The following is an 11,272-nucleotide window of genomic DNA, read 5'->3' as shown; positions in this document are numbered from 1 at the left end:
TGTATCTCCCGTGTTTTGCCGGTTATCGGCCAAATATTGGCCGAAAAGAGGCCTGTTTACGCCCTATTTATAAAACCACAGCAAACGCCTTGCCATAACTGACCAGTTCATTAAGATGATCGTCAAATTCATGGTCTGGAGCGCGCGTGTCGCACCCCGAAGCTCACTGGCTGTTATCGCAGCGTTTTCGTGGTTATTACCCGGTTGTCATCGACGTCGAAACAGCAGGTTTCAATGCCCGCACCGATGCCCTGCTCGAAATTGCCGCCGTTACTCTGAAAATGGATTCAGAAGGCTGGCTGTCACCGGATAAAACCCTGTTTTTCAATGTTCAGCCGTTTGAAGGCGCCAATATGGAAAAGGCGGCGCTCGAATTCACCGGGATCGACCCGCATAACCCCCTGCGCGACGCCGTCGATGAAGCCGACGCGCTGAAGAGTATCTTCAAAATGGTACGCCACGGCGTCAAGGATGAAGAGTGCAAGCGGGCCATTCTGGTCGGCCACAACGCGACCTTCGACCATTCGTTTCTGATGGCCGCGGTCGAACGCGCCGACATCAAGCGCAACCCCTTTCATCCGTTCTCAACCTTCGATACCTCAGCTCTGGGCGGCCTGGTTTATGGCCAAACCGTACTCAAGAAAGCCTGCGAAGCTGCCGGTATTGAATTCAACGACCGCGAAGCCCACAGTGCCGAGTACGACACTCGCAAAACCGCCGAGCTGTTTTGCGACATGGTTAACCGCTGGAAGCAGCTCGGTGGCTGGCCACTGGTGCCAGAAGTCGGAGAGTTTGAAACCCAGCAGGAATTTATGGACCGACAGGAGCAGAGCTGATGAAATGCATGGCTGACCTGTGTGTTATCCCTATTGGCGAGGGCGTCTCGGTTGCTGACGAGATTGCCCGGTGCCAACGCATTCTGCAACGTTTCCCGATTGAAATCCGCCTGCACGCCTATGGCACCAACCTCTATGGCGACTGGGACGACGTCTTCGCCGCCATCAAGGCCTGCCACGCCGAGTTGCACGAAGGCGGCGTCACCCGCCTGTCATCCACCATTAAGGTCGGCACCCGAACCGACAAAGACCAGACCTTCGATGACAAAATCGGCGCGGTAGAAGACCGGCTGTCTTAAGCCACTGGCCGGGCATCCAAACCCGGCCAGGGTTCCTCCCTACTCGTCTGTAGCCGCCTCAGTTTTCTTCGGAGCCGCCTTGCGCTTGGCCTTGGGCCGCCCGTTGTGCCAAACAATCTTGCTCTTGTTACGTGCCAGCTCATCGAAAGCAAAGTCATCAACGGTCAGCATATCGAGCACATCGGCTTCATAAGCCACCATGAAGGTGTAGTCCGCTTCACTGATCAATTCTGCCTTTAACGCTTCTTCAGCACGCTGCTCCGGGTGCAATGCCGTTGCTGGCAACTGCCCCTTGGCATACGCCTTGTTGACCACCTTGTACAATTCGGTTGCACGGTCATTGTCTTTCAGCAGGGCGTTGTAGCGCGCCAGCGGGTTCTCCTGCTGGCCTTCTTCGTGCGTCTGCCAGGTGTCTTCAATCAGATGGCTGCGCAAGGGCGTATCGGTTGACACATCCCGGGCGATGCGGGCCACCAGCTTATCGGACGGCATTGGCCAGCGCTTACCCAGCGGCAGCACTACGGGACGCACAGCGATGGCGACCGGACGGTTCGGCAGGTTGTCGAGAATTTCGTCGATGGCAATTTCAGCACGGTGCAGCAGGAACTCACAGCTGTAGCGCATCAGCGCTTCCTCACCGGCGACCTTGGTGCCCTCGTGCCATTCTTTAAGCACCATTGACGTCATATACAGGTTCGACAGCACATCCCCCAGCCGCGCCGAGAGCATTTCCCGCTGTTTTAGCCCGCCACCGAGCGTGCCCATGGCCACATCGGCCAACAGACTGAACGAGGCGCTGAACCGGTTGACTGCCCGGGCATAGCGTCCGGCATCGCCGTAAAACGGCGTCTCGCCAGTGGGGATGCCCAGCGCCGCGGTCAGTGAGCGCGCCACGTTACCGGCGGCCATGCCAATATGCCCGAAAATGGCTTTATCGAAGGCGCTGATGTCGTTGTTGTCTTTCGCTTCCAACTCTTTCAGCACCCAGGGGTGGCAGCGAATCGCACCCTGACCAAAGATCATCAGGCTGCGGGTCATGATGTTCGCGCCCTCAACGGTGATTGACACCGCCGTCGACGAATAGCCAATGCCCAGATAGTTTCGCGGCCCCAGGGTTACGGTTTTACCACCATGTACGTCCATGGCGTCCGTCACCATTTGACGCTGGAACTCGGTCAGCTGGCTTTTCAGAATGGCAGAAGGTACGGCCGGTTTTTCACCGCTGTCGATCATATTGGCTGTGTGCCGCACCGTGGCCCGCGCGATATACGCCATGGAGGCAATTCGCGCCAGTGGCACCTGCACACCTTCCATGTCCGCCACCGGTACATTGAACTGACGGCGAATGCGCGTAAAACCACCGGCCAGCCCAACCATGTATCGGCCCGAGCCGCTGGCACCGGAAGGCAGCGTAATGCAGCGCCCTACCGAGAGGCACTCCACCAGCATTCGCCAGCCCTGACCGGCCATCTCAGTGCCGCCAATCAGCCAGTCCATCGGAATGAACACATCTTTACCGATGATCGGGCCGTTCATAAAGGGGCTGCCGATGGGCGCATGACGACGACCAATTTCCATACCCTCGGTATCCCGCGGGATCAGTGCACAGGTAATGCCAATGTCGTCGGTATCGCCCAGCAGTTTATCGGGGTCGAACATCCGGAACGCCAGGCCGACCACGGTGGCGATGGGCGCCAGGGTGATCCAGCGTTTCTCGAAGTTCAGCCGTACCCCCAGAACTTCCTTACCCTCGTGCATGCCTTTGCAGACAATGCCGGTATCGGGAATCGAGGTCGCATCTGACCCGGCGCGTGGGCCGGTCAGACCAAAACAGGGAATTTCACGGCCATCGGCCAGGCGCGGCAGGTAATGGTCTTTCTGCTCCTGAGTACCGTATTTCAACAGCAACTCGCCCGGGCCTAAGGAATTGGGCACCCCAACCACGACCATCAGCGACTCATTGACCGACAACTTCTGCAATACGGCCGATTGCGCCTTGGCTGAAAACCCAAGCCCGCCGTATTCCTTAGGGATGATCATCCCGAAAAACCCTTCTTTCTTCAGGTAATTCCAGGCTTCGGCCGGTAAATCGGCGCGTTCGTTGGCGATGTCCCAGGCATTGCACATGCCAGAGACCACACCACACTGATCATCAACAAAGGCCTGTTCTTCATCGGTGAGGCCGTTGTTGCGGTTGTCCATCAGCACTCGCCAGTCGGGACGACCGGAAAACAATTCACCATCCCAGCCGACGGTACCGGCTTCCAGCGCCACTCGCTCGGTATCCGATACCTTGGGTGCCACCTGCTTGAAAATCGAAAACAGTTTTGGCGTCAGCCAGCTGCTGCGCAGCGCCGGCAACCCGCCAACAACCGTGCCCGCGGCCGCCAGAATCAACAGGGCGCCCAACCAGGGGCTACTCCACATGAAGCCAAGGATGCCCACGATGGTAAAGCCGACCACAAGGGCCATGGCGCCCATTTCGCGGCGTAAAATCACAAGTTTGACGACCACCGCCAACGCCAGAATCAATAAATGGTTCATAATGACCTCCCGATCGGTAAAAAATACCCATGCGCTCACCCCAGACTCTACACCTTAAACCGTCTGGACGAGCCGATAATAAAACACATGTTTGAAACTTAGCGACTTGTTGATCAAGTTGCCAATCGAAAGCACCGCTTTCCGGGCTTTTTTGCCAGAGGGGAACGAATCTTTCATATAAGGGGCGGGAAATGAAAAAACCGGGCAGAGCCCGGTAAAAAGGAGAGTATTGGGTAAAACAAGATCGATTAAGCGGAATGCTCACCGATAAAGGCTTTCAGTGCACTGGCAGGCTGAGCGCCAACACGGGTACCCACTGGCTTGCCATTTTCAAACATCATCAGGGTGGGCAGGCCGCGAACACCGTATTTGGACAATACGTCCGGGTGGGCATCGGCATCCAGCTTCACAACATTGACCTTGCCTTCGTATTCGCTGGCCAGGTCTTCCAGTACCGGCGCAATCATCTTACAGGGGCCGCACCAGTCGGCGTAGAAGTCCACCAGCGTCAGACCCTGGCCGCCTTCAACATTGGCATTAAATTCGTCTGCATTCAGCAATTTCACATTCGACATTCTGCTTTCCTCTTCAGGACAATGACTTTGATGCCCCCCATCATAAGTGCTTTAATTTTCGATACTAGACAGTATTTTTGAGCATCTTTATGCCATATTTGGAACAATCACCCTGGTAAGAGTACCCCGATTATGGAATTGGATGGCCTGTCCCTCTTTGTCGATACCGTCAACGCGGGCAGCATCACCGCTGCAGCAGCCCGGCGCGGCATGCCCAAATCGACCCTCAGCCGCCAGTTGCGGCAGTTTGAAGAAAAGCTGGGCGTCACCCTGCTGGAGCGTTCCACCCGACGCATGGACCTGACCGAGGCCGGCCAGAGCCTTTACAACAACGCCGCCCCCTTTCTCGATGAACTGGCCGAGATTCAATCGTCCGTACTGGCCTACCAGCGCCAACCCAAGGGCACCCTATCGATCCAGATGCCCCAGGAACTGTTCACCACCCAGATGGGCGAACTGATCAGCGAATTCCTGCAACGCTACCCGGACATCAGCCTCAGCTGCACCCAATACAGCGGCCAATACCCCTCACCCTCGCCCGACCACGATCTCCAGTTCATCCTGCACGATGCCCCTCTGCCTGACAGCGACTGGATAGCACGCTCCCTGATGAGCATTCCCCAGGGTCTTTATATCGCCCCTCACTGCGCCGAAAAACGGCCAGCTACCCTGTCTGAACTCGGCGAATGCCGCTGCATCCTGCAAACCGGTGAGACCCAGTGGGCATTTCGAACCGGCCAAACGCTCACCGTTCAACCCGTATTTGGCCGACTCGTGCTGAACAGCCCGGACATGCAACTGCAGGCTGCCGTTCGCGGCTTGGGCATCGCCCGCCTGGCCCGCTACCAGGCCGAACCCGCCGTTCGGCGTGGCGCATTGATGGAGGTAACACTGGAAGGAAAGCCGGTCGCTCAGCAACTGACGGTCGTTTACCGCAGCCGCCAGCTCCCGCTGAAAACCCAGCTGTTTCTGGACCACTTTCAGAATCACATTGGTCGGCTTTACAGTCTTTTGTGAGAACTAGTACTCGCTTCAAGAGCTTCTTTCTAACTCAAGTTTCGGAGTTCAGGTTTGCGTTGGTGCCAGGAATTCGTGTCAGGAACCGGGTAACCCTATCTGGGGGCGGCGTGAACCCGTCCATGGGGCCTAGACTTCGGCATCCATGCCTCAGACTTCCCCAGATAGGGTTACCCGGCACCTGACACTCAGTTGGTTGCGAACTCCGAAACTTGAGTTTCTATAATTAGCTAAGGAAACGAGCAGCGGGTGCCAGGGGTGTCCTTGTGGGGAAGTCCGCAGCAGGGATGCTGCGGCCTAGGCTCCACGGATGGATCTACGCCGACCTCACAAGGGCGCCCCTGGTATCCGCTGCGGACCATTGGCACCCAAGCCAAAACAACTACTTGCCACTGAACAAGCCAAAAAAAACCCGGCGAATGCCGGGTTTCGAAGACAAATCCAGAGATCAGAGCTTGTCAGAGTTGGTACCCAGGTAGTTAGCAACGCCGTCAGGCGTGTTAACCATGCCTTCGTCGCCTTTCTGCCAGCCGGCCGGGCAAACGTGACCGTTCTCTTCAAAGAACTGCAGCGCCTCAACTACGCGAACCAGTTCGTCGATGTTGCGGCCAATAGGCTCATCGTTCATGTGCTGGGCACGAACCACGCCCTTCTTGTCGATCACGAACGACGCGCGGAAAGCTACACCCGGCGGGTAATAGCTGTCGCCGCCTTCAGACTCAACGCCATAGGCCTTGGTGATGCTGTGGTCCATATCGCCGACCATGGTGTAACGCACCGGGCCAATACCGCCCTCATTGACCGGCGTGTTACGCCAGGCGTTGTGGGTGAAGTGCGAATCGATCGATACAGAGATCACTTCAACGCCCATGTCTTTCAGCTTTTCAACACGTTTGTCCAGCGCAATCAGCTCAGACGGGCATACAAAGGTGAAGTCCAGCGGGTAAAAGAAAACCAGCGCATAGCGTCCTTCGATGGACTGGCTCAAGCTGAAGTTGTCAACGATTTCGCCGTTGCCTTTAACCGCCGGTGCGGTGAAATCAGGGGCCTTGCGACCCAGTAATACGCTCATGAAATCTCCTTGAGAAGGTTGATGGATACAGGGGTTATTAAAAACAGGCGCCACTGCCCTGAGCCCGGACCGCCGGTAACAACAAGTCGCGGCGCCACAGTCTACCAAGTTAATGGTTATGGATTACAGTTCAGGGAGTGTTCGATTTGCGACACCAGCACACAGACCCGGCCGCTCAACAATTGCCTTTGCGGGTATGATTAGGGCACAGCGGGCCATTTCAATGGCCCGCTGTGCGCAAGAACCAAACTTAAACGCTTCTGAGCACGACCATGGGCGGCACTTTGATCACCCGCCGGGTCGAGACAACGCCGATCACACCGATGACAAGGCCTCCGAGCACCGGGCCTGTTACCCAAAGCAACGGGTGCGGCGTCCAGCTCAGGTTCAGCATTTCCGTCTGGAAATAGGCCAGAGCAAGCTCCGCACCGAGCGCACCCAGCAAGCCCGCCAAAGCGCCAAGCGAGGCAAACTCGATCCAGAGCCCGCCCCGCACCAGCGCCGCCCGGGCACCCAGAGTCCGCAGAATGGCGCTTTCGACCAGGCGCACATCAAGCGTCGCCTGAACACTGGCCAACAGAACAATAAAACCGGCCACCAGCACCAGCCCCAGAATAAACTCAACCGCCACCGTCACCTGGCCAACAATGTCCTGAATCTGCTTGATGATGGCATCGACCTCTATCACGCTGACAGTCGGGTGCTGGCGCAGCAACTCGGCCAACAAAGGCTTCTGATCGGCATCCAGATAGAAGCTGGTAATGTAGGCCGCGCCGGCGCCATCCAGAATGGGGCCGCTGAAGATCACATAGAAATTCGGTGCCAGGCTGTCCCACTGCACGGTGCGAATGCTTTTCACCGTCACGTCCACCCGTTGGCCACCGATGGTAAAGGTCAGCTCATCGCCCAGACCAATCTCCAGTTGCTCGGCAAAATCCTGCTCTACCGAGATCAGGCTGCGCTCGGCATCGCCCGGCGCCCACCAGTCTCCATCGACCACGGCATTGTCGTCTGCCAGGGTGTCGGACCAGGTAAGATTCAGCTCGCGCCGGAAATCGTCACCACTCGGTTGCAGACGGTCAAGCCGGTCAGACAGGGCTTCATCATTCACCTCGGTCAGCCGCCCCCGAATCATCGGATAGAGTGGCTCCCGCTGCACGTCATTGGCATCCAGAATGCCCTGAAACCCGTCAATCTCGTCTTCAAAGATGTTGAACGCAAAATGGTTGGGGGCGCCTTCCGGCAACTGCTGCTGCCACTCACCGATCAGTGAGGAACGCAGCAAGGTCAGAATGAACAACAGCATCAGCGCGATGGAAAACACCATGATCTGAAACGCATTCTGCCGGCTGTGGCGCTGCAGGTTGGAAAGGCCAAGTCGCCAGGTCGTGCCCAGCCGACTGCCATAACGCCGCACCACCCGAATCAGCACGGCGGCCATCAGCGAAACGCCTGCCAGGGCTATCAGTCCGCCGCCCAGCAGGGCCGCGGTTAGCAGCATGTCACCACTGTAAAACCAAACCAGGCCAACCACCGCCACTGCGCCAATCGCCACCACCACACGCTGGCTCAGGGTTCCACCTTCGAGTTCCGAGCGCAGCACCTTGGCCGGAGGGACCTGGCGCAACACCCAAACCGGCGGAAACGCAAAGGCCATCAGACACACCAGACCGGTCAGCAGACCGATCCAGAGCGGGCGCCAGCCCGCTGGCTCCAGCTCTCGTGGGAGCAGGCCAGAGGCCAGCTCAAGGAAGGCCCAGTGCAGCACCCAGCCCAGCACCAGGCCGGCGAACACGGTAATAACACCCAGAATCAGCAGATTACCGGCATACAACCGGGCAATGACATTGGGCGTCAGCCCCAGGGTTTTAAGCAGGGCGACATGGCTCAACTGACGACTGGCGTAGCGCCGTGAAGCAAGCGCCAGGGCTACCCCGGCCAGCATCACGCCGAGCGAGCCGGCCAGCAACAGAAAACTTTCCGCCCGGTCCAGCGCCGAGGTCACCCCTTCGTTGGCATCCCGCACATCGGCCCAGCGGTAATCCGGGCGTAAGCTTTCCTCAACCTGAGCCTTAAATGGCTCGACATCCCCGCCGAGCAACAACCGGTAACGGGCACGACTGCCCAGCTGCACGGCACCGGTTTGTTCCACATCGGCCGTGTTGATCATCACCCGGGGGTTAAAGTCGAAAAAGGAGCCAGCTTCATCCGGCTCGGTAATCAGCGCAGCCGTTACCCGTAAATTGGCATCACCGACGCCAATGGTGTCACCAATGTCGACACCCAAAGACAGAAACAAACGCGAAATAATCCAGGCCTCGCCGGGCGGCGGACCTGTCTGCACCGAACGCCCTTCACCGAAGGGTTGGTCAGCGATCACTAACTCGCCCTTCAACGGATACTCAGGCGATACGGCCTTAACGGCGCTCAGCTGCAAGGCATTGTTGTTGCCAAACGACATGGCCTGAAAGGTGACAATATCTGCAGTCTCGAGCCCCGCAGACTCGGCTTGCTGCCGTAATTCTGCAGAAATGGGAATGGTACTGCGGCTGCGAATCTGAGCATCAGCCGCCAGCAATGAACCCGCTTCGTCCTGAATGGAGTTGCGAATACGGTCAGAAAACAAGCCAATACTGGTGACCGTTGTGACCGCCACCATCAAGGCAGCGATCAGAATGTTCAGCTCGCCACTGCGCCAGTCACGCCATAACAGCTTGAGCGCCAGTGATCGCGCCGATCGGCCCTGGTTCGCACCCGATTCGAGTGCGTCGGATTTCACAGATAACGTCATGCCAGCGCCACCTCGCGCAGCGTGCCGTCCTCCATCTCCAACTGGCGGTCACAACGGGCTGCCAGTTTCGGATCGTGGGTGACCAGCACGAGAGTGGTGCCGCTTTCGCGGTTCAGGGAAAACAACAGATCAGCTACTTTTTCCCCGGTGCGGCTGTCGAGGTTGCCGGTGGGTTCGTCGGCAAACAGGATGGGCGCCTCGCTGGCAAAGGCTCGCGCTACCGCCACCCGTTGCTGTTCACCACCACTGAGTTGCAGCGGGTAATGCGTTGCCCGGCCCGCCAGGCCGACCCGTTCCAGCCACTGTGCGGCCCGAACCTGAGGTTCTTTCGCGCCCTTTACCTCCAGTGGCAGCATGACGTTTTCGAGTGCGGTCAAACTTGGCAACAGCTGAAAATTCTGGAACACAAATCCCACTTGCTTGCCACGCAACAGGGCTCTCTGTTCTTCGTCCAGCGCCGTGATCTCGGTGCCTGCGAGGAAAACTTCGCCGCTGCTGGGCCGGTCGAGACCCGCCAGCATGCCGAGCAAGGTAGACTTGCCGGAACCCGATACACCGACAATGGCAACGCTCTCGCCCGCGTGAATCGCCATGTCGATCCCCTTCAGGATGACCAGCGCCCCTTCCCCACTGGTGACTTCCTGTTTAAGCTTTCGGGTCTCAATCATTATCGTGGACGTATCATTCATGCTGTTTGAGTCTCTTCTGAGTATTCAATGGTTACGCCATAAGGCGACTCGACTGCTGGCTCTAGCGGCGGTCAGTGTTCTGGCTACGGTTCAGGCAAATACCCTGCTGGTCATGGGAGACAGCCTCAGCGCCGGCTATGGGATGCCACCGGAAGCCACCTGGGTGACCCTGCTGGAGCAACAACTCAATCAGGGCGACGCAGACTATAGCGTCATCAATGCCAGTATCAGTGGTGAAACCTCCCGAGGCGGCCTGGAACGCCTGCCCGCCCTGCTGGACCAGTATGAGCCGGACATCATGATTTTGGAGCTCGGCGCCAATGATGGCCTGCGTGGCTTCCAGATTCCGCAAATCAGCCGCAACCTGAGCGACATGATCGACATGGCCCAGCAGTCCGGCGCCACGGTTATCCTCTTAGGGATACGCTTGCCACCCAACTTCGGTTCTCGCTACACCGAGCCATTTTTTGAACAGTACGCCACCCTGGCTGACGAACACGAGGTGCTTTACCTGCCCTTTATGCTGGAAGGCGTGGCCCAGTTCCGCGAATTAATGCAAGAAGACGGCTTGCACCCTACCGATGAAGCGCAACCACTCATTCTGGATAATGTATGGCCGCTGGTGCAGGAAGCCCTGGGCCAGACGTCATCTTGACTTAAAGATTACAACTCAAGTTTCGGAGTTCGGCTCAGCTCTGAGGTGTTGGCCCGCACCGGTTACCGGGTATACCTCTGTGGGGTCGGCGTAAATCCGTCCATGGAGCCTAGGCCGCAGCATCCCTGCTGCGGACTTCCCCACAGAGGTATACCCGGCACCCGGTGCTAGTTTCCCGTGCGAACTCCGAAACTTGAGTTACGAATGCAGTTCAAGTAGGGATGGTTCGGGAGGGCTACTTCGGTGTAATTAGTCAGGACAACACTCGACCCCGCCACTCAAACGGCACAGCCCAGAGCTTTTGCTTCTCTTTCGGGTAATTCGCCCACAATTGCGCGTAGGTTAGGTCAGAGCCCGGCATCCGGGTATCCGGCAGGATATCGGCCATGGGTTTCAGCACGAACGCATTACGCGCCGTCTCACGGCGTGGCAGCTCAATGCCGTGGTGCTCTCCGACCAAATCGCCGTAGGTCAGCACGTCAATATCGAGGGTTCTCGGGCCGAACTTGGGGCCGTTTCGATCGCGACCATTGTCGTCTTCGATCTGTTTGAGAATCGGCCCAATGTCATCCAGCCCCAGTGTCGTTGTTATCAACACCACCGAATTAAGGAAATTACTGCCATCAAAACCAACCGACTCACTTTCGTAGACCGGGGAACACACCAGCGCCCCGAAGGCATCGCTCAGGGCATCAAGTGCATGGGTGATGTGCTGATAGCGGTTGATGTTGCTGCCGAGGCTCAGGGCAACTGGTACGGGCGAGGCGCTGCTTGGGCTTGAGGAGAGAGTCACG

10 protein-coding genes are annotated in these 11,272 nt (G+C 57.7%); 4 read left to right on the top strand and 6 right to left on the bottom strand.

Annotated features, from left to right (window positions below):
• Positions 1-146: 146 nt before the first annotated feature.
• Both rnt and ACHUE7_RS11155 read left to right on the top strand, forming a co-directional pair.
• Complete coding sequence (rnt, locus tag ACHUE7_RS11160; protein ID WP_394170029.1) at positions 147-836, top strand: ribonuclease T; 690 nt, start codon at positions 147-149, stop codon at positions 834-836.
• The gene (locus tag ACHUE7_RS11155) at positions 836-1,135 is read left to right on the top strand and encodes an MTH1187 family thiamine-binding protein (protein WP_394170028.1); all 300 of its coding nucleotides are present in this window, start codon (positions 836-838) and stop codon (positions 1,133-1,135) included. The genes rnt and ACHUE7_RS11155 overlap by 1 nt, the downstream gene beginning before the upstream one ends.
• A 39-nt stretch (positions 1,136-1,174) precedes the next feature.
• Here the strand turns inward: ACHUE7_RS11155 and ACHUE7_RS11150 are convergent, their stop codons facing one another.
• On the bottom strand, positions 1,175-3,679 hold the full coding sequence (locus ACHUE7_RS11150) for an acyl-CoA dehydrogenase (RefSeq protein WP_394170027.1): 2,505 nt from the start codon (positions 3,677-3,679) through the stop codon (positions 1,175-1,177).
• 248 nt (positions 3,680-3,927) lie between these two features.
• Positions 3,928-4,254, bottom strand: a complete 327-nt coding sequence (gene trxA, locus ACHUE7_RS11145; RefSeq protein WP_127556171.1) for a thioredoxin — start codon at positions 4,252-4,254, stop codon at positions 3,928-3,930.
• A gap of 132 nt (positions 4,255-4,386) precedes the next feature.
• On the opposite strand from trxA, the gene ACHUE7_RS11140 reads away from it, so the two are divergent.
• Positions 4,387-5,271: a LysR family transcriptional regulator gene (locus tag ACHUE7_RS11140; RefSeq protein ID WP_394170026.1), complete on the top strand. Its 885-nt coding sequence runs from the start codon at positions 4,387-4,389 to the stop codon at positions 5,269-5,271.
• Between the two features lie 448 nt (positions 5,272-5,719).
• Here the strand turns inward: ACHUE7_RS11140 and ACHUE7_RS11135 are convergent, their stop codons facing one another.
• The 3 genes from ACHUE7_RS11135 to ACHUE7_RS11125 form a co-directional block, all read right to left on the bottom strand.
• Positions 5,720-6,343, bottom strand: a complete 624-nt coding sequence (locus ACHUE7_RS11135; protein WP_213677103.1) for a peroxiredoxin — start codon at positions 6,341-6,343, stop codon at positions 5,720-5,722.
• 250 nt (positions 6,344-6,593) lie between these two features.
• A complete protein-coding gene (locus ACHUE7_RS11130) occupies positions 6,594-9,134 on the bottom strand; it encodes an ABC transporter permease (RefSeq protein ID WP_394170025.1) in 2,541 nt (846 codons plus the stop codon).
• Positions 9,131-9,823 (bottom strand): ABC transporter ATP-binding protein, encoded by a 693-nt coding sequence (locus ACHUE7_RS11125; RefSeq protein WP_394170024.1) that lies wholly within the window; start codon positions 9,821-9,823, stop codon positions 9,131-9,133. The genes ACHUE7_RS11130 and ACHUE7_RS11125 overlap by 4 nt, the downstream gene beginning before the upstream one ends.
• Between ACHUE7_RS11125 and ACHUE7_RS11120 the strand changes: the two genes are divergently transcribed.
• A complete protein-coding gene (locus tag ACHUE7_RS11120) occupies positions 9,822-10,478 on the top strand; it encodes an arylesterase (RefSeq protein ID WP_394170023.1) in 657 nt (218 codons plus the stop codon). The genes ACHUE7_RS11125 and ACHUE7_RS11120 overlap by 2 nt on opposite strands.
• Positions 10,479-10,731: 253 nt before the next feature.
• Here the strand turns inward: ACHUE7_RS11120 and folK are convergent, their stop codons facing one another.
• Positions 10,732-11,271, bottom strand: a complete 540-nt coding sequence (folK, locus tag ACHUE7_RS11115; protein WP_394170022.1) for a 2-amino-4-hydroxy-6-hydroxymethyldihydropteridine diphosphokinase — start codon at positions 11,269-11,271, stop codon at positions 10,732-10,734.
• Position 11,272: the final 1 nt, after the last annotated feature.

Origin of the sequence: Saccharospirillum alexandrii (genome assembly GCF_043641555.1) — a bacterium.
Taxonomy (GTDB): domain Bacteria; phylum Pseudomonadota; class Gammaproteobacteria; order Pseudomonadales; family Natronospirillaceae; genus Saccharospirillum; species Saccharospirillum alexandrii_A.
Note: the sequence above shows the minus strand (reverse complement) of the source record. Positions and strands in the feature narration are given on the sequence as shown.

Bases quoted from the DNA above. Each gene is read 5' to 3' on its own strand.
- ACHUE7_RS11155 (WP_394170028.1), top strand. From the start codon at position 836: ATGAAATGCATGGCTGACCTGTGTGTTATCCCTATTGGCGAGGGCGTC.
- ACHUE7_RS11150 (WP_394170027.1), bottom strand. From the start codon at position 3,679: ATGAACCATTTATTGATTCTGGCGTTGGCGGTGGTCGTCAAACTTGTG.
- trxA (WP_127556171.1), bottom strand. From the start codon at position 4,254: ATGTCGAATGTGAAATTGCTGAATGCAGACGAATTTAATGCCAATGTT.
- ACHUE7_RS11140 (WP_394170026.1), top strand. From the start codon at position 4,387: ATGGAATTGGATGGCCTGTCCCTCTTTGTCGATACCGTCAACGCGGGC.
- ACHUE7_RS11135 (WP_213677103.1), bottom strand. From the start codon at position 6,343: ATGAGCGTATTACTGGGTCGCAAGGCCCCTGATTTCACCGCACCGGCG.
- ACHUE7_RS11130 (WP_394170025.1), bottom strand. From the start codon at position 9,134: ATGACGTTATCTGTGAAATCCGACGCACTCGAATCGGGTGCGAACCAG.
- ACHUE7_RS11120 (WP_394170023.1), top strand. From the start codon at position 9,822: ATGCTGTTTGAGTCTCTTCTGAGTATTCAATGGTTACGCCATAAGGCG.
- ACHUE7_RS11125 (WP_394170024.1), bottom strand. From the start codon at position 9,823: ATGAATGATACGTCCACGATAATGATTGAGACCCGAAAGCTTAAACAG.